The 19142-nt window shown below is 61.4% G+C and carries 16 protein-coding genes; 5 read left to right on the forward strand and 11 right to left on the reverse strand.

Going from position 1 to position 19142, the window contains the following annotated elements:
- Positions 1 to 13: 13 nt before the first annotated feature.
- The 3 genes from B7G66_RS05385 to B7G66_RS05395 form a co-directional block, all read right to left on the reverse strand.
- Complete coding sequence (locus B7G66_RS05385; RefSeq protein ID WP_040510948.1) at positions 14 to 1123, reverse strand: site-specific DNA-methyltransferase; 1110 nt, start codon at positions 1121 to 1123, stop codon at positions 14 to 16.
- A gap of 7 nt (positions 1124 to 1130) precedes the next feature.
- A complete protein-coding gene (locus B7G66_RS05390; RefSeq protein ID WP_003621039.1) occupies positions 1131 to 1838 on the reverse strand; it encodes a ribonuclease HII in 708 nt (235 codons plus the stop codon).
- A gap of 161 nt (positions 1839 to 1999) precedes the next feature.
- Entirely contained in the window at positions 2000 to 2302 is a 303-nt protein-coding gene (locus B7G66_RS05395; RefSeq protein ID WP_003621041.1) for a CsbD family protein, read from the reverse strand.
- Between the two features lie 116 nt (positions 2303 to 2418).
- On the opposite strand from B7G66_RS05395, the gene B7G66_RS05400 reads away from it, so the two are divergent.
- From B7G66_RS05400 to B7G66_RS05420, 5 genes are all read left to right on the forward strand, one after another.
- A complete protein-coding gene (locus B7G66_RS05400) occupies positions 2419 to 3879 on the forward strand; it encodes an MFS transporter (protein WP_048858904.1) in 1461 nt (486 codons plus the stop codon).
- 188 nt (positions 3880 to 4067) lie between these two features.
- Positions 4068 to 5294, forward strand: coding sequence for an MdtA/MuxA family multidrug efflux RND transporter periplasmic adaptor subunit (locus B7G66_RS05405; protein ID WP_040510950.1), 1227 nt, complete (start codon positions 4068 to 4070; stop codon positions 5292 to 5294).
- Between the two features lie 73 nt (positions 5295 to 5367).
- Positions 5368 to 8544, forward strand: a complete 3177-nt coding sequence (locus B7G66_RS05410; RefSeq protein ID WP_003621048.1) for an efflux RND transporter permease subunit — start codon at positions 5368 to 5370, stop codon at positions 8542 to 8544.
- Positions 8541 to 11840, forward strand: coding sequence for an efflux RND transporter permease subunit (locus B7G66_RS05415; RefSeq protein WP_003621050.1), 3300 nt, complete (start codon positions 8541 to 8543; stop codon positions 11838 to 11840). The genes B7G66_RS05410 and B7G66_RS05415 overlap by 4 nt, the downstream gene beginning before the upstream one ends.
- 5 nt (positions 11841 to 11845) lie before the next feature.
- The gene (locus tag B7G66_RS05420) at positions 11846 to 13432 is read left to right on the forward strand and encodes an efflux transporter outer membrane subunit (protein ID WP_003621052.1); all 1587 of its coding nucleotides are present in this window, start codon (positions 11846 to 11848) and stop codon (positions 13430 to 13432) included.
- Between the two features lie 208 nt (positions 13433 to 13640).
- Here B7G66_RS05420 and B7G66_RS05425 read toward each other — a convergent pair whose 3' ends face one another.
- The 8 genes from B7G66_RS05425 to rpsK all read right to left on the reverse strand — a co-directional run bounded on the left by B7G66_RS05425 (position 13641) and on the right by rpsK (position 19064).
- Positions 13641 to 13817 (reverse strand): DUF1328 domain-containing protein, encoded by a 177-nt coding sequence (locus B7G66_RS05425; protein WP_003621054.1) that lies wholly within the window; start codon positions 13815 to 13817, stop codon positions 13641 to 13643.
- Positions 13818 to 13907: 90 nt separating this feature from the next.
- Positions 13908 to 14123 (reverse strand): hypothetical protein, encoded by a 216-nt coding sequence (locus B7G66_RS05430; protein ID WP_003621055.1) that lies wholly within the window; start codon positions 14121 to 14123, stop codon positions 13908 to 13910.
- Positions 14124 to 14248: 125 nt separating this feature from the next.
- Entirely contained in the window at positions 14249 to 15079 is an 831-nt protein-coding gene (locus B7G66_RS05435) for an ABC transporter ATP-binding protein (RefSeq protein WP_003621057.1), read from the reverse strand.
- A 3-nt stretch (positions 15080 to 15082) separates the two neighbouring features.
- Positions 15083 to 15847, reverse strand: coding sequence for an ABC transporter permease (locus B7G66_RS05440; protein WP_003621061.1), 765 nt, complete (start codon positions 15845 to 15847; stop codon positions 15083 to 15085).
- Complete coding sequence (locus tag B7G66_RS05445) at positions 15844 to 16884, reverse strand: ABC transporter substrate-binding protein (RefSeq protein WP_040512506.1); 1041 nt, start codon at positions 16882 to 16884, stop codon at positions 15844 to 15846. Before B7G66_RS05445 ends, B7G66_RS05440 begins: the two co-directional genes overlap by 4 nt.
- 175 nt (positions 16885 to 17059) lie before the next feature.
- On the reverse strand, positions 17060 to 17485 hold the full coding sequence (gene rplQ, locus B7G66_RS05450) for a 50S ribosomal protein L17 (RefSeq protein WP_003621065.1): 426 nt from the start codon (positions 17483 to 17485) through the stop codon (positions 17060 to 17062).
- A 33-nt stretch (positions 17486 to 17518) separates the two neighbouring features.
- A complete protein-coding gene (locus B7G66_RS05455; protein WP_003621068.1) occupies positions 17519 to 18538 on the reverse strand; it encodes a DNA-directed RNA polymerase subunit alpha in 1020 nt (339 codons plus the stop codon).
- A gap of 133 nt (positions 18539 to 18671) precedes the next feature.
- Positions 18672 to 19064 carry a 30S ribosomal protein S11 gene (gene rpsK / locus B7G66_RS05460; RefSeq protein ID WP_003621069.1) on the reverse strand — a complete coding sequence of 131 codons (393 nt, stop codon included), beginning with the start codon at positions 19062 to 19064 and terminating at the stop codon, positions 18672 to 18674.
- Positions 19065 to 19142 lie beyond the last annotated feature (78 nt).

The raw sequence follows: 19142 nt of genomic DNA on the forward strand, positions 1-19142 counted from the left end.
CCCGCCCGGACGATTACGCCCGGGCCTGCTCCGCCCCCTGTTCCGCGCGCAGTTCATTGCGCAGGATATCCAGCGGCTGCAACACCCCTGCACGTTCGAAATGCCAGAAGGTCCAGCCGTTGCATGATGGCGCGTTCGTCAGGGTTGCCCCCAGCTTGTGAATGGACCCGCGATGACCTCCGCTGATCAGGGTGCCATCGGGGGCCACGGTGGCGGATACGCGCTTCTGCCGGTCCATCAGGACCGTGCCCGGCGGCAATATCGCGCGTTCAACCAGTGTACCGAACGGAATACGTGGGCATTCACGCCGTGCGGGCGTGGTCAGCACACTGTCGAGTGGTACGGGCTTTTCACGCCGGGCACGGCCAATCGCCGCCTCGGCATAATCGGGGTGGCGTTCGATACCGATAAAGCGCCGCCGCAGCCTGCGCGCCATCGCGGGCGTGGTGCCAGTGCCGGTAAAGGGGTCAAGCACCACGTCATCAACATTGGTGGACGCAATCAGCACGCGATGCAGCAGGCTTTCGGGCTTTTGTGTCGGATGCAGTTTCAGCCCATGTTCATTGCGCAGCCGCTCCCCCCCCGTGCAGAGCGGAAGGTACCAGTCCGAGCGCATCTGCACATCGTCATTAAGCGCCTTCATCGCCTGGTAATTGAAGCGATAGCGACTGTCGGGACCACGTGCCGCCCAGATCAGGGTTTCATGCGCATTGGTAAAGCGCCGCCCCCGGAAATTGGGCATCGGGTTGGATTTACGCCAGATCACATCATTAAGGATCCAGAACCCCAGATCCTGCAGGATTGCGCCGATGCGAAAGATGTTGTGATAGGACCCGATCACCCAGATCGTCCCGTCCTTGCGCAGGACGCGCCGCGCCTCGCTCAGCCAGGCGCGGGTGAAGCGGTCATAAGCCTGCAGGTCCGCAAATTTGTCCCAGTCATCATCGACGCCATCGACGATGCTGTCATCAGGGCGACGCAACTCCCCGCGTAATTGCAGGTTATAGGGGGGATCGGCAAAGACACAGTCGATCGACCCGGCAGGCAGGGTCTGCATCATTTCCACGCAGTCGCCGCGCAGGATCTGGTCCAGCGGCAGTTCCATCATGACTGCACCGCTCATGAGTTTGTCAGCATGATGGCTGCTCCGCATTCTTGGGGGTAAGTGGGGCCGGGGGGCAAGCCACGGATTGGGATTGGGATTGGGATCGGCTTCTGGGCGGGGGTGCCGACATACCGGCCAGCGCGCGCACCGTGCCAAACGCGGCACGATGATGTGGCGTAATCCCCACGGCGCACAGCGCCGCGCGATGGGCCGCGGTGCCATAACCGGCATTACGTTCCCAGCCATAGCCGGGCCAGCGTACCGACAGGCGTTCCATCAGGCGGTCACGGATGACCTTCGCCACGATGGAGGCCGCCGCGATCGACAGGCTTTTTGAATCCCCGCCCACCACGCATTGCGTGGCGCAGCCGAAATCCGGCGTGGCATTGCCATCAACCAGCACAAGGTCGGGACGTTGGGGCAGGCGCGCGACCGCGCGCTGCATCGCGATATGGGCGGCACGCAGGATATTGTGGCGTTCGATTTCCGTGACGGAGGCCGCAGCCACGCCAATCAGGACAGAAGGCAGCGCCCGAAGCTCGGCAAAGGCACGCAGACGCGCGGCGGGCCGAAGTTTCTTGGAGTCGTCAAGGCGGGAAGCCAGGTCGTCGGGCACGCCGTGCATGAACATGACGGCGGCGGCCACGACAGGGCCCGCAAGCGGGCCGCGACCGACCTCGTCCACGCCCGCGACCCTGCCGCCATGTGCCTTCTCGCGTGTGTAATCTGGCATCCACCCCTTCCCGACTCGCATGCGAACCGTGCTGCCACAGCCCGATTCGCATGCGAATTCCGTTCTGAAAGGATGAAAACCATTTTTAAGTACTGTTGCGCAAGATGCTCTGGAATCAACGAGTCCCTTAAAATGAAAAAAAAGCGACTCGACAGCTTCCCTCAGCTTTTGCGGCGGGGGACAAACAGCAGCGCAAGCAGCGTCCCGATGGCTGCGGCGATACCCAGCGACGTCAGCGGGCGTTCGCGCACGAACGTCACGGCTTTTTCAAGCTTCCCCTCGGTTTCTTCATACAGCTCGGCGAATTCCTGCCGCGCCATGCCGGACAGTTGATCGACCTTGCCTTCCGCCTGCAGGCCCGCATCCCCCGTCAGGCCACCCACGGCGTCCTTGACGCGGCCGATGCCCTGTTCCACCAGGCCTTCTGCCTTGTTTTCAAGTGCTTCACTCTTGTTATCGGCCATCTTCAATGCTCCTGCATCCTTAGTGGTGTGTTTCCAAGATTCAACGCATCGCCCGAAAGCACGTTCCCTTGGGCTGTTGCCTATCTTGCACCATAATGCGTTCAATGCCGACCGCCATGCCGACGACCCAGCCCCCACCTTCCTATGCGATCCCGCCATCGCGGCGGCGTATCGTCGCGATGATCGTCGCCAGCACATTGTTCATGGAACAGATGGATGGCACGGTCCTGACGACCGCGCTGCCGACCATGGCGCGCACCTTTGGCGTCGATGTGGCACAGACCGCCGTCGCCCTGACGTCCTACATGCTCAGCCTTGCGATCTTCATTCCCGCCTCCGGCCCGGTCGCGGACCGTTTCGGCGGCCGGCGCGTCCTGCAATCGGCGATTGTCGTCTTCATGGCGGGCTCCCTCCTGTGCAGCATGGCGCCGGGGCTGTGGTCGCTTGCCGCCGCACGCATGCTGCAGGGCATGGGCGGGGCGATGATGGTGCCGGTGGGACGGCTGGTCATCTTGCAGAATGTTCCGAAATCCGCGCTGATCGGGGCAATGTTCTGGATGATGCTGCCCGCGACGCTTGGGCCGATGATCGGGCCTGTGGTCGGTGGCGTGCTGACGACCTACCTGTCATGGCGCTGGATCTTCTATATCAACATCCCCGTCGGGCTGGCGGCCATCGTACTGACACACATCTTCATCCCGCAGATCCGCGCACCTGAAATCATCCCCTTCGACATGCGCGGCATCATGCTGTCGGGTGTCGGGCTGGCTGCGCTGATGCTTGGGGTGGAACTGTCAAGCCATGGGCAGGTCTCCCTGCCCGGGATGGCTGGCCTGTGCGTGGTCGGAATCGCGGGGCTTGTGGCCTATGCCCGCCATGCGCGCCATGTGGCGCATCCCGTGCTGGACCTGTCACTGTGGCGGGTTACGACATTTCGCGTGTCGATCTGCGCGGGGATGTTCACCCGCCTTGCGACCGGGGCGATCGGCTTCCTGCTCCCCTCCTTCCTTCAGCTCGAATTCGGCCTCAGCGCGGCGCGCAGCGGTATGCTCACCTTTGTCGCTCCTGTTGGCGCGCTGCTTGTGCGGGTGCTGGCGGTGCGGGTGTATCGCCGGTGGGGGTTTCGCAACATTCTGGCGTTCAATGCCTGGGTCCTGCCCGCCACGTGCTGCTTCCTTGCCATGGTCGGCGCGCAATGGCCATTATGGATACTTGTGGTGACGATGCTGCTGCTGGGCATGTCGCAGGCGTTGCAGTTCACGGGATACAACACCATCGCCTATGCCGACATGCCCACCGAACGCATGAGCGCGGCGACAAGCTTTTATTCCACTGCCCAGCAGATGAGCCTGTCGCTGGGGATATGTGTCTCGGCAGGTGTGCTGTCACTCAGCCGCATGGCATTTTCCCCTGCCGGGGCGGCCGACGCCACCGCTGCGACCTTCAGCGCGGCATTCATGACGATGGGGGTCCTTGCGGCGCCGGCGTCGCTGCTGCTGGCGCGCCTGTCGCCGCGCGCCGGGGCGGAAATCAGCGGACATACACACGAAATGGGGCAACCTGCCCCCAAAGTATAACAAAAATTAAATCGACACTGAAACATTCGCCTTTATAACGAAAAGACCCTTAATCGAGACGTTACATTCCAATACTTTATGCCCCTGTCATTTCAAAGTTACCTTCTTCAAGCCCGTGCCGGTGGGCTGGCAAGCCACCAGCCACCTGATCAACGTGACGCAACCTGCGGTGGAAAACTGACCTGAACATGGATACCCCGAACCAGTCCCCGTCATCCCCGTCCCCCACGAACCGCAGGCCCACTCCCCCGCCCCGGCGCAGGCGCCTGCTTGTATGGGGCGGTATCGGGGTGCTTGGCGTCATGCTCGGGGTTGCGTTCCTGCGCCCCCATGGCGGCGGCGGGAAAAAGCATAACGCGAACAACGCCCCACAACCCGTGGCCGTCGCAACCGTACATGCGGGCGACATGCCCTTCGTGCTGACGGAACTCGGGACGGTCGTGCCCATCACCAACGTGACGGTGCAGTCGCGCATCGACGGCTACCTGATGAAAGTCCTGTTTACCGAGGGGCAACATGTCCACAAGGGCGACCTGCTCGCGCTGATCGACACGCGCCCTTATGACGTGCTTTTGGCCCAATATGAGGGGCAGCTCGCACAGGATGAGGCGCTGTTGCAGAAGGCGCGGGTGGACAATGCACGTTACCAGACCCTGATCCGGCAAAACAGCGTGGCCGCCATGACGGCAAAGGACCAGCAGTTCCTGGTCGAACAGTACGAAGGCACGGTCAAATCCGACCAGGCGCAGGTGGATAACGAAAAACTCCAGATCGCATACTGCCACATCATCGCGCCGGTGGATGGCAGGGTGGGTATCCGCCAGGTCGATGCGGGCAACTATATCACGGCGGGCCAGACAAACGGCCTGGTCATCCTGACGCAGATGCAGCCGATTTCCGTTATCTTTACCCTGCCTGAAAACGATATCGGCCCGGTGGCCCAGCGCCTGCATGAAGGCACGGCGCTGGCGGTGGAGGCATGGGACAGCAGCAACCAGCACAAGATCGCCGACGGGCAGGTCAGTGTGCTTGACAGCCAGATCGACACCTCGACCGGGACGGTGCGCATGCGCGCCATCTTCCCCAACAACGAAGAAACGCTGTTCCCCAACCAGTTCGTCAATGCGCACCTGATGGTCATGACGGAACATGGCGTACTGCTGGTGCCGACCAATGCATTGCAGACCGGCCCCAACGGGCAGTTCGTGTATGTCGTAAAAGAAGACCACACCGTCGATGTCCGCGATGTAAAGACCGGCCATGCCAATGACAGCATGACGGTCGTGACGTCCGGCCTGAAGGATGGCGAAACCGTCGTGACTGATGGCGTCGATCACCTGCGCAGCGGCATAAAGGTCAGCATTCCGGCCGAAACCCCCGCCACCGCCGCCACGCCCGCGTCAAAACAGGGATGATCCTGCCCGCGCCCATGGCCCGAACCGCCATGTCCCCGCCGCCCATCGCCCCGCCCCTGACGGAGACGCCCGCGTGAATCCCTCCCGCCTGTTTATCCAGCGCCCGGTCGCGACCACGCTGCTCATGCTCGCCATCATGCTGGCGGGCATGCTGGGCTATCACTTCCTGCCTGTCTCTGCCCTGCCAGAGGTCGAATATCCGACCATCACGGTACAGACCTTCTATCCGGGGGCGAGCCCCGATGTGATGGCCACATCGGTTACAGCGCCGCTGGAGACACAGTTCGGGGAAATGTCGGGACTGGACCAGATGACATCGCAGTCATCCGGGGGGGCCTCGGTCATCACGCTGCGCTTTGGCCTGACGATGACGATGGACATCGCGGAACAGGAGGTTCAGGCGTCGATCAACCAGGCCAATTCCCTGCTGCCGACCGACCTGCCCGCCCCCCCCGTCTATGCCAAGGTCAATCCCGCAGATACCCCCGTCCTGACGCTGGGCATCACGTCAAAGACGATGCCCCTGACGGAAGTGGAGGATTATATCGACACCCGTCTGGCGCAGAAGATCAGCCAGATTTCGGGGGTCGGGCTTGTCACCCTGTCGGGTGGCAACCGCAAGGCGATCCGTGTGCGGGTCAATATCCCGAAACTGACGTCGTTCGGCATTGACCTCGATACGCTGCGCACGACGATCGGCAATGTGAACGTCAATTCCCCCACCGGCACATTCGATGGGCCGCAGCGCGCGACAACCCTGCGCATCGACGGGCAGATCGCGGGCGTGGATGAACTCCTTAACCAGGTCATCGCCTATCAGAACAGCGGGCCGGTGCGCATCCGCGATGTCGCAAGCGTGGTGATCGGGCCGGAGAACACGGAACTTGCGGCATGGGCGAACAAGACACCCGCCCTTGTTCTCAATGTGCAGCGCCAGCCTGGCGCGAACGTCATCTCCGTTGTGGATAACATCAAATACGCCCTGCCCCACCTGCAGCAATCCCTGCCGCCGGGCATCACCATCACGCCGCTGACGGACCGCACCACGACGATCCGCGCCTCGGTGGAGGATGTGGAGTTCGAACTCGGGCTTGCGCTGTTCCTTGTGGTGGGGGTGATCTTCATCTTCCTGCGCAACGTGCCCGCGACCATCATTCCCAGCCTGTCTGTACCGCTGTCACTGGTGGGAACGCTGGCGGCGATGTACCTGCTGGGCTTTTCGCTCGACAACCTCTCGCTGATGGCGCTGACGATCGCGACCGGCTTTGTCGTGGATGACGCCATCGTCATGATCGAAAACATCGCCCGCTACATCGAAATGGGCGATGACCGTATGACCGCCGCGCTGAAGGGCGCGGGGGAAATCGGTTTTACCATCATCTCGCTGACCGTGTCGCTGATTGCGGTGCTGATCCCGCTGCTGTTCATGGGCGATGTGGTGGGACGCCTGTTCCACGAATTTGCGGTCACGCTGGCAGTCACCATCATCCTGTCGGCCGTGGTGTCACTGACGCTTGTGCCGATGATGTGTGCGCGCCTGCTGTCGGAAAAGCAGGAAAACCGCAAGGAAGCCGCATGGGCGATGCATGTGGAACGCGCGATGGTCGCCACCATCGCCGCCTATGGCCGTGCCCTTGACGTCGTGCTGCGCCATCAGCGGCTGATGCTTGGGGTTTTTGTCGTGACGCTCGGCCTGACCGGGGTACTTGCGGTCGTCATCCCCAAGGGCTTCTTCCCCACGCAGGATACCGGCGTCATCCAGGGCATTTCCGTGATGGCGCAATCCACATCGTTCGACGCGATGAAGCAGCACCAGCAGGAACTGGCCGCGCGTATCCTGAGCGATCCTGACGTGACCAGCCTGTCGTCGTTCGTGGGCGTGGACGGGCAGAACGTGACCCTGAACCAGGGGCGTTTCCTGATCAACCTGCGCCCGCAGGACAAACGCAGCGACAACGCCAGCACCATCGCCAGCCGGATCCAGCGTGAAACCGCGGACATCGCGGGCGCCAGCCTGTATCTGCAACCTGTGCAGGACCTGTCGCTCGACACGTCCGTGGCGGCGACGCAGTACCAGTTCCTGCTGGAAAATCCCGATTACAACCAGTTTACAAGCTGGGTGCCGAAATTCCTCGATCGCCTGCGCAAGGAACCCGCCCTGTCGGATGTGACGTCCGATCTGCAGGCGGCGGGGCTGGTTGCGCATGTCACGCTGGACCGTACCACGGGCGCACGATATTCCATCACGCCGCAGACGATCGACAATGTGCTGTATGACTCATTCGGTCAGCGCCAGATTTCCACCATCTTCACGCAGTCGAACCAGTATCGCGTGATTCTGGAGGCCGATCCCCGGTTCCAGACCAGCCTGACATCGCTGGATCAGATGTATCTGCCGGGCATCAGCGGCAATTCGGGCGAAAGCACGTCCGGGCCGACGCGTTCGCCCACATCGGGCCTGGTGCCGCTGGCGTCCGTCACCTCCGTCACGCAGGATACGGCTCCGCTGCTGATCACGCATGTGGGGCAGTTCCCGGCAACCACGATCTCCTTCAATGTCACGCCAGGCTATTCCCTGGGCAGCGCCACGAACGCGATCGAAAAGGCGGAGCATGACATCCACCTGCCCTCCACCTTCCAGACATCGTTCCAGGGCACGGCGGCGGCATTCCGCAACTCCCTGTCGAACGAGGCATGGCTGGTACTGGCCGCACTGGCGGCGGTCTATATCGTGCTGGGCATCCTGTATGAAAGCTTCATCCACCCGATCACCATCCTGTCCACCCTGCCCTCGGCCGGGATCGGTGCGCTGCTGGCGCTGCTGGTCACGGGATCGGGCCTGGACATCATGGGGATCATCGGGCTGGTGCTGCTGATCGGCATCGTCAAGAAAAACGCGATCATGATGATCGATTTCGCGCTGGAGGCCGAACGGATCGAGGGGATGTCCCCCCTGCATTCGATCCGCCATGCGGCGCTGTTGCGTTTCCGCCCCATCCTGATGACGACGCTGGCGGCGATGCTGGGTGCAATCCCGATGGTGATCGGCACCGGCACCGGGTCCGAACTGCGTCGCCCGCTGGGTATCGCGATTGTCGGCGGCCTGCTGGTCAGCCAGTTGCTGACGCTGTTTACCACGCCGGTCATCTACCTGTTCATGGACCGCATCAGCCTGCGCCTGCGCAGGCGTTTCTCCATGGATGAAGACACAGCGCCACGCACCACCGACCCGACGCAGGCGCCCTCGTGAATCCGATTGCCCTGTTCGTCAGGCGGCCGGTCGCCACGACCCTGCTGACGGTTGCCCTGCTGATTGGCGGGGTCATCGGGTATATGACATTGCCTGTGGCCGACCTGCCGAACGTGGATTTCCCTGTCATCCAGGTACAGGCGCGCCAGCCAGGCGGCACGCCGGAGGAAATTGCAAGTTCGGTCGCAGCCCCGCTGGAGCGTCACCTCGGGCAGATCGCGGACCTGACGGAGATGACCTCGCAATCCTCCGCCAATCAGGCACGCATCACGTTGCAGTTCGCGTTGTCGCGCGACATCAACGGCGCGGCCCGCGACGTCGAAGCCGCGTTGCAGGCGGCGCATGCTGACCTGCCGACCTCGTTGCGGCAGAATCCCAGCTATTTCAAGGCCAACCCCAACGGCGCACCGATCATGATCCTTGCGCTGACATCGAACACACGCACGGCGCCACAGCTTTACGACCTTGCCTCCAACGTCCTGCAACAGCACCTGTCGCAGATCAGCGGCGTGGGAGAGGTCGAGGTCGGCGGAAGTTCGCTGCCTGCGGTGCGGGTGGAGATGAATCCGCTTGCGTTATACAAATTCGGCATCGGGTTCGAGGACGTGCGTGCGGCGCTGGCATCGGCCAATGCGCACACGCCCAAGGGGTTCATCGACCATGGCAATTACCGCTATACCCTTTCAACCAACGATCAGGTGCATAATGCGCAGGCCTATCGCGACCTGATCGTCGCCTATCACGACAGCCGCCCCGTGCGCTTGGCGGATGTGGCCTATGTCGTGGATGGGGTGGAGGACGTGCGCAACGCGGGGTACGTCAACCGGCAGCATGCGGTACTGGCGATCATCTATGCGCAGGCCGGGGCGAACATCATCCGCACCAACGACCAGATCCGCGCGGAAATCCCCGCCCTGCGCACGGCCCTGCCTGCCGATGTCGGTCTGGCGAACCTGATGGACCGTTCGACCACCATCCGCGCGGCGCTGGAGGATACGCAGTTCACGCTGGTCCTGTCTGTCGTGCTGGTGGTGCTGGTGGTGCTGGTCTTCCTGCGGTCGTGGCGCATCACCATCGTGCCTGCGATTGTCGTGCCCACCTCCATCATCGCAACGTTCGCGGCGATGAAATTCCTTGGCTACTCGCTCGATAATCTCTCGCTCATGGCGCTGACGGTCTCCACAGGGTTTGTGGTGGATGACGCGATCGTGGTGGTGGAAAACATCAGTCGCCATCTGGAGGCTGGCATGGGCCGGATGCAGGCCACCCTGCTGGGCGCGCGCGAGGTCGCATTCACGGTCATATCGATCACGGTATCACTGATCGCCGTGTTCCTGCCGATCCTGCTGCTGGATGGGGTGGCGGGGCGCCTGTTCCATGAATTTGCGATGACCATGTCGGTGACGATCGTGATTTCCATGATCCTGTCCCTGACACTGACCCCCATGATCACGGCGCGCGTGCTGTCGCGGGAGGGGGAAAAGCCCCCTACAACCGGCATTCTGGGCCGCATATCGAACCTGCTGGAACGTGGCCTGGTCGGGTTGCAGCAATTTTATGCCCGTACGCTTGATATTGCGCTGGCCCATCGGCGGCTGACGGTCATGTCGCTGCCGCTGACGATCATGCTGATGGCGGCCTTGTTCATGAAAATGCCCAAGGGCCTGTTCCCCGATTCCGATACAGGGATGCTGATGGGACGCCTGATGGGGGATCAGTCGATTTCGTTCCAGGCGATGCAGGGCAAGATCGATACGGTACAACAAGCGATCATGGCCGATCGCGACGTCTCCCGCGTTATGGGGTTCATGGGGGGGCGTGGTTCATCCAACCAGGCCAACCTGTTCGTGATGCTCAAGGACAAGTCCGAACGCAACGATCCGCCGGCGACGACCATCGCGCGCATCAACCATCGCCTGCGCAACATGGTGGGGGCACGTTTCTATGCCACCGCACCGGGCACCCTGCGTATCGGGGGACGCCAGAGCAACGCGGCCTACCAATATTCGCTTCAGTCAGATTCATCAGCCGACCTGTATGAATGGACGCCCCGGCTGGTCACGGCGCTGCAACGCCATCACGAACTGATGGACATCTCCTCCGATGTGCAGCAGGGCGGCGACGCGCTGGAGGTTTCGATTGACCGTGACACCTCCAGCCGCGTCAACATCACGCCGCAGTTGATCTCCAACACGCTGTATGACGCCTATGGCCAGCGTGCGGCCTCGGTCATCTATAACCCGCTCAACCAATATCGCGTCGTGATGGAGGTCCAGCCACGCTTTTGGCAGGATCCCACGACGCTCAAGCAGGTATGGGTCAGTGTCGCGGGCGGCAGTGCCGGTGGCGGGACCGTATCGAACACCATCCGTGTCAGCAGCAGTACCAGCACGACCCAATCCACACTGAGTTCGCAGTCCTTTCGCAACCAGATCGCCAACAGGCTGGCGGGGGGCAGCAGCACGTCATCGGGTTCCGCGGTGTCCACGAATTCGGAAACGATGGTGCCCCTGACATTGGTTTCGACGCCAAAGCCGGTGCTGACCGCGCTGAGTGTCAATCATCAGGGACAGTCGGTCGCGACCACCGTTTCGTTCAACCTCACCAACGGCACATCGCTCAGCCAGGCGGTGCAGATCATGCAGGAGGAAATGGTCCGCCTGCACATGCCCGCCAATATCCAGGGCAGCTTTGCCGGGAATGCGGCGCAGTTCCAGAAATCGGTCAATAATGAACCGCTGCTGATTCTTGCGGCGCTGGCGGCCGTCTATATGACGCTGGGCATCCTGTATGAAAGCTATGTCCATCCCTTTACCATCCTGTCCACCCTGCCATCGGCGGGCGTGGGCGCGCTGCTGGCGCTGCAGATGTTCGGGGAGGAGTTTTCGCTGATTGCGATGATCGGGGTGATCCTGCTGATCGGAATCGTCAAGAAAAACGCCATCATGCTGGTGGATTTCGCCATCACGGCAGAGCGCGAAGACGCAATGTCACCCCATGATGCGATCCGTACAGCCTGCCTGATGCGCTTTCGCCCCATCATGATGACCACGTTCGCCGCCGCCCTTGGCGCGCTGCCGCTGATCTTTGGCCATGGATACGGGTCCGAACTGCGTCGGCCACTGGGCATTGCCATCGTGGGCGGCCTGCTCGTCAGTCAGGCCCTGACGCTCTACACCACGCCAGTTGTCTATCTTTACCTTGACCGCCTTGGCGCATCATGCCGGGACCGTTATCGTCGTCTGACTTCCGGCATTTCCACATCGCGGCCCAACCTTTCCAAACAGGATTCCTGACCCGGATGACACACTCCAGGCCATCCCCCCTTACCTGCCCGCCGTCCCGCACGCCGCTTCCCCGCAACCGGGCGCGGGCGCGACGCGCACTCTGGCGGCTCCTGCCGCTGGCATTGCCTGCGGCCCTGCTGGGCGGATGCATGGTCGGACCGAACTATCACCGTCCCTCCGCCATCGTGTCCGCACGATTCAAGGAACTGCAACCCGCGCCCGGGTGGGAACGCGCGGCCCCGCAGATGGCCAGCCTGCCCAAGCATGACTGGTGGACCATCTATAACGACCCGATCCTGAACGGGCTGGAATCACAGGTGGCTGTCTCCAACCAGAACGTCAAGGAATACGAGGCGAACTACCGCAGCGCACGCGCCATGATCGACAGCGTGCGCGCGCAGCTTTTCCCCACCATCAGCGGCAGCCTTGGCTTTAACCGTAACGCGCACGGGGCAGGATCACTGTCGTCATCGGGAAGTTCGCTGTATGGCAAGAGCCAGTACAACACCTATGACATCGGCCCCTCCGCCAGTTGGGATCTGGATGTGTGGGGCAAGATCCGTCGCCAGATCCAGCAGCAGGTGACGACAGCACAGGCCAGCGCCGCGGACCTTGCCAATGCCACCCTGTCCTATCAGGCACAGTTGGCGACGGCGTATTTCAACCTGCGTTATCAGGATTCCCTGCACGACCTGCTCGAACGCTATGTCCGTTTCAATGAACAGGCGTTGCAGATCACGCAGAACCAATATGACGCGGGCACTGCTGATCCGACCGCCGTGCTTCAGGCGCGCACCACACTGGAACAGAACCGCGCCGCACTGGTGCAGACAGGCGTGGCCCGCGCACAGTACGAACATGCGATCGCCGTCCTGATTGGCAAGCCACCTGCCGACCTGACCATCGCGGCGGGTGAACTGACCCGCACCATCCCGCCCATTCCGGTTACGGTTCCTGCCGACCTGCTGCAACGCCGTCCCGACATTGCGTCAGCCGAACGCGCGATGGAGGAATATAATGCCCAGATCGGTGTGGACATCGCCGCCTTCTTCCCCGACATCACCATCACCGCCAGTTTTGAGCAGAGTGGCGGCGACCCTGTCACATCATTGATGAGTGCGGCCAATCGCATCTGGTCACTGGGGGCTGCGGCAACGGAAACCCTGTTTTCCGGTGGGTCGCGCACTGCCGCCGTGCATGAAGCGAATGCACAATATGACGCCGCTGTCGCCACCTATCGCCAGACAGTGCTGACGGCGCTGCAATCGACAGAAGACAGCCTGTCAAACCTGCGCATTCTGGCACAGCAGCAGGAACAGCAGCAAAAGGCGCTGGAATTCGCCAATCGTTCGGTGGAAGTGGCCCTGAACCAGTACAAGGCCGGGACCGAGATCTATACAACCGTCATCACCAACGAGACCTCGGCGCTAAGCGATGCGGAAAACGTGCTGTCCATCCAGCAACAGCGCGTGGTGGACAGCGTGAACCTTGTCGAGGCACTGGGCGGTGGATGGGATGTGTCACGCCTGCCGACGAAGGCGTCCTTGCAGAAGGATAACCCGTTCCTGCCGTCCTTTATCCAAAAGGACAAGAACCAGTAAAAAAGGCCCCCGGCTCAGGCCGGGGACCCTCTGGAACGCGCAGCCCGGCAACAAGAGCCGGGAAACTGCCGGACATCGCCCTTGAAACAGGGGAGATGCCTTTTACGACGGTTGGGTCATCCCCTGCCACTGGCAGGATGCTGACCGCACTGATGTCCAGACTACGACATGAAGACCGTCAAAAACTTTTATTATTTACAACATGCGTCTAGTTGAACATCGCGCGTGCCAGCAGGACACACAGCACCACCACGATGACAAAGCCCAGGACCGCGATGAAGAGCAGGACTTTGGCCATCCCTGCCGAAACGGCGGAAATACCGCTAAACCCGAACACCCCGGCAACCAGCGAGACGACAAGAAAAAACAACGCCAGTTTCAGCATGATATAAAACCCTGTTTCCCCATACGGTTACTGAAACGCGGCACCATGATCCAGAGTTGCCCCGAACATCATGTATGCCGCACGTCGCAATTAACGCCGACGCCACATCAATGTTGCGATAAACGCCACGAATGAGGCCCCAAGCAGCGCGAACAGCGGACGATCCGCCGTCAGGTCACGCACGGTGTCGCATACACCGCCCAGCCCCCCTGCGCCGCCAACACGCGGGGCGCCAGACGACCATCCATTGGCATCATCCTGCAACCGGCCAACGCCTTCTTCCAGTTGCGCTTCGAATTCATTCATTCCAATTACTCCCTTGCCGGTCATCCGTGGGGCCTTATGCATCATGCGACACCCTGCCCCATGGCCGGGTCATATATCCCCATCATGTCGGGGACATCGCGCCCTGTCCATCATGATGGCGGAATTCAGATTTCGGAAGCCTGCCAATATGCCGGCCGTTCCCCGGGATCAGGTTCCCCGGCGATCAGGGCCTTCAGCCGTTCGACAAGCGCCTGAAGCGCGGGAGAAGAACGGTCACGAGGGCGCGGCCCCACCATGAAATCCCCCCGGACAGAAGCCGGGTGCCCCGACAGGACAATAATCCGGTCGGCAAGGATCAGGGCTTCGTCAATGTCATGTGTGACAAACAGGACCGTCTTGTGCGTCTGTGCCCAAATCCGAAGCAATTCATCCTGAAGGCCACTGCGCGTAATGGCATCCAGCGCACCAAAGGGCTCATCCATCAGCAACAGGTCAGGTTCCACCGTCAGGGCGCGGGCGACACCGACGCGCTGACGCTGTCCACCGGATAACTGTCGTGGCCAGCGATCCGCCCTGTCCGCCAGCCCTACCAGCTCCAGCGACGCCAGCGCACGCGCGTGGCGATCCGCCCGCGACAAGCCGATCCCCTCCAGCCCCAGTTCGACATTCTGTCGCACGGTGCGCCATGGCATCAGTTTCGCATCCTGAAACACCAGTGCGGTCGATCGTCCCAGTGGGGATTCCGGGGCTGTCAGGGTGACTGTTCCCTCACTTGGTGGGGTCAGGCCCATGATGACACGCAACAGGGTGGATTTCCCCACGCCTGATGGCCCCAGCAGGGCCACGAACTGCCCCTTGTCAATGTCAAGGTCAACACCACGCAGAACGAAGCTCCTGCCCCTGTCATGGGACAGGCCGATATCGGACAGGCGGACCATCGTGTTATCAGTCGAACTGTCACTGCGGGTCCCGGTTTCGGGCATCGCCATGTCCATCTTCTATCCCTGCCAGCCCAGAAGCCGCCTGCGCACCACCATGAACAGCATGTCCGTCAACGCGTACAACAACGCCATCGTCAGCATATAGACGACGACCAGATCCGTCGCCAGCAGGCTTGATGCCTGCATCATGCGCGCACCGATACCCGGCACGCCAAACAGTTCCGCCGCCACAACCGACATCCATGCCTGCCCCAGCCCCGTCCGCAACCCGGCAAGCAGACCCGGCGCGGATGCAGGCAGCACAACCTTCATCAAACGTCCGGCGAACCCGCCATGACCAAAGGCGGCCGCCACTTCATACAGGTCCGGGTCGATCGACTGCACCGCGCCATAGGCGGCGTAGAAATTGATCCAGAAAACCGAAATCGCAATGACAAACGTAGCACCGGCGGTATTCAACCCGAACCACAGGATCGCAAACGGCACCCAGGCCAACCCCGGTATCGGGCGCAGGACACGCACCACCCCCGCCAGCAACGCATCAAGCGCTCCAACCGCACCGCACAGCAGGCCCACCAGCGCCCCCAGCACCGTCCCGATCACAAGGCCAAGAAGATAATGCGTCAGGCTGTCGCGGATGGCCGTCTGCCATGCCCCATTTCGCACTTCATCCAGCCATGCGGGCCCTAGTGAGGATGGGGCGGGTAACAGTCCGGCGGGCACCCAGCCCAACCGGACCACTGCCTCCCATACACCAAACAGCAGTCCCAGCCCCACAGCCCCCAGGCCGAGGCGGATCAGTGATTTCCGGTCAGGCTTCATTTCCCCAAACGCCGGTAGCTTTCCAGATCAAACAGGTCCGCCACGGGCTGCGCCGTATGCAGAAGGCCATTCTGGACCTCAAAATCCTGCAATTTGGAGACAGAGTCGACAATGATGGAGGGATCGGACACGTAATGCGATGCCGACGCCCTCAGGGATTCCTGAACGATTGCCTGTGGAAGCATCCCACCGGCCAGGGCGCTCCTGACATAGGGAACGGCCTCGTCTGGCGAATGTGACAGCAGGTCGGTCGCCCGCACGAATGCCGCAAGGAACTTGTCCTTCCATTCCGCGCGATCGGGTGCATCCTCGTTCAGGATCGCAAGCACCGATCCCGGCTGGCCCGGCATCATGTCATGCCCGGTGGCAAGGATACGGGCCTGTGGCAGGCGATGGCGCACAAGTGTCAGTGTCGGCTCCCGCAGAACGGCCGCATCCACGGCACCGGCAAGGAACGCCTGCTGTTCTGCATCAAGATCCACCCCCACGATTTCCGCCACCTGTGCAGGGTCAAGATCGTTGCGGGCCTTCAGCCAGTAACGCAGCATGGAATCCGGGACGGAGCCAAGAGGCTGCGCCCCGATCTTGGCCTTGCGACCATTGGTCCGGGCGAAATCGTCAAACCGCTGCTTTAATGCAGCCCCTTCCATTGGTTGGGACGCCGTTTCGGGCAGGCCCTGCGCCAGCGGACCGTTTGCCATGACTTCAAGTTCTTCGATCGCGGCGCTGGCGACCACCTTTACGTTCACACCATGCGCCCGCGCCTGCAACAAGGGCAGCACCCCGGCCACATAGGCATCAATCTTGCCCGCAGCAAGCGCCTGAATCGCCTGGGGGCCTGACTGGAAACGGATCAACTGCATGTCGATACCCGCATCCTTCAGCCAATGCCTGCCATCCATGACAAACAGCGGCGCAGAGCCCAGAACGGGAATATAGCCGACACGCACCGTCGGGGCAGCATATGCCTGCGTGCACAAGGCCATGACCGCAGCAAAAACATACGTTCCAAAACGTGAAAACATAGACCGTGCCATCGCGCGCATTCCCGAAAAATTACCGGAACTTAATCGTTATTAATTCGTACCACCATTCATTAGACGATGCGAATCAGGAAATAAACCTGAGACAACGCATAATATGGGACATATCCAGGCATGGCATAAAAAAAGCCCGGCCGAAGCCGGGCTTTTTCAGGAGATCCCGTGGCGATCAGGCCGCCAGGTCTTCCTTACCTTCGGTCGAAGGACGCGGACCGCTATCCTTGCCCTTGGCCGTCACGTCGCGATCAACCAGTTCGATCACAGCCATGTCGGCCGCATCGCCATGGCGCATACCAGCGCGCAGGACGCGGGTATAACCACCAGAGCGGGCCTTGTAACGTTCAGCCACGGCCGAGAACAGTTTCGTCACGATCACATCGTCACGAAGCTGCGCAAAGGCCTGCCGACGGGCATGCAGGTTGCCCCGCTTGCCAAGGGTGATCAGCTTTTCGACGACCGGACGCAGTTCCTTTGCCTTGGGCAAGGTGGTCGTGATCTGTTCGTGCTTGATCAGGGCGACGGCCATGTTCCGAAACATGGCCTGTCGATGGGACGAGGTAACGCCGAGCTTCCGGCCAGCAACACCGTGACGCATGATGTAGTCTTCCTGTCTTTCCGGTTCAGAGGATCAGAACGGCTCGTCGAGCCTCTTGGCCAGATCTTCAATGTTCTCCGGCGGCCATGCCGGAACGTTCATACCCAGCGAAAGCCCCATGGCGGTCAGGACTTCCTTGATTTCGTTCAGAGACTTCCGCCCGAAATTCGGGGTACGGAGCATTTCCTGCTCTGTCTTCTGAACCAGATCGCCAATATAGACGATGTTGTCGTTCTTGAGGCAGTTCGCGCTGCGAACCGACAGTTCAAGCTCGTCAACCTTGCGCAGAAGGTTGCGATTGAACGGCAGGTCGTCCTGCGGTTCCTCGGTGCGGACCGCACGGGGTTCATCAAAGTTGATGAACAACTGCAACTGGTCCTGAAGGATACGTGCGGCCAGAGCCACCGAATCCTCGGGCGTCACCGCACCGTTGGTTTCCACCGTCAGCAGCAGGCGGTCATAATCCGTCACCTGTCCCACGCGGGTCTGCTCGACCTTGTAGGAAACGCGACGCACCGGGGAGTAGATCGCATCAATGGGGATAAGGCCGATCGGTGCGTCCTCGGGCCGGTTGGCCGCAGCAGGAACATATCCCTTGCCCATGTTGACGGTGAACTCCATCCCGAACTTCACGCCTTCATCAAGCGTGCAGATCACGAGATCAGGGTTCATCACCTCAATATCATGGCCGGTCTGGATCTGGCCTGCACGCACCTCACCCGGACCGGTGGCGGTCAGGACCATGCGCTTGGGGCCTTCGCCATGCATCCGCAGGGCAAGCTGCTTGATGTTCAGGACGATGTCGGTGACATCCTCACGCACACCCGCAACAGAAGAGAACTCGTGCAGAACGCCGTCAATCTGGATCGCCGTAACCGCGGCCCCCTGCAGGGAGGACAGCAGAACGCGACGGATCGCATTGCCGAGCGTCATGCCAAAACCACGTTCCAGCGGTTCCGCAACGACAGTCGCCGTGCGCGACGGTTCTGCCCCCGGTTCAACTTCCAGTTTTTCCGGCTTGATCAGGGATTGCCAGTTTTTCTGGAGGACCAAGGTAATGGCCTTTCAAGACTGATCTGCCGTCACAAAGACAACAGATGGCACCCACACCGGGTGCCTGATGACAATCAGATCCTCCCGCCCCGTCAGGTGACGGAACAGGAAGAAGCGAATTCGATTTCCCGGATCAGACGCGGCGACGCTTGCGCGGACGGCATCCGTTATGGGGAACCGGCGTCATGTCACGGATGGCCGTGATGGAGAAGCCAACCGCCTGCAGGGCGCGCAGCGCGCTTTCACGCCCCGAACCAGGACCGGACACTTCGATCTCAAGCGTCTCCATCCCATGCTCACGTGCCTTGCGGCCCGCATCCTCGGCAGCAACCTGGGCGGCATAAGGTGTCGATTTACGCGACCCCTTGAACCCCTGCGCACCAGCGGACGACCATGCAATCGCATTGCCCTGCGCATCGGAGATGGTGATCATCGTATTATTGAAGGTGGACAGCACATGTGCCACCCCGGAAATGATATTCTTCCGCTCTTTCTTACGAATACGCGGTGCCGCAGCTTTCGCCATAATCTTCTAGATCCTGTCAGTTCATTGGGCCTGGCCACAACGCCCCGTGCGGGGCTGTTATGTCCAGGCATATCAAGG

The sequence above is a fragment of the Novacetimonas hansenii JCM 7643 genome (genome assembly GCF_000964405.1).
GTDB classification, from domain to species: Bacteria; Pseudomonadota; Alphaproteobacteria; order Acetobacterales; family Acetobacteraceae; genus Novacetimonas; species Novacetimonas hansenii.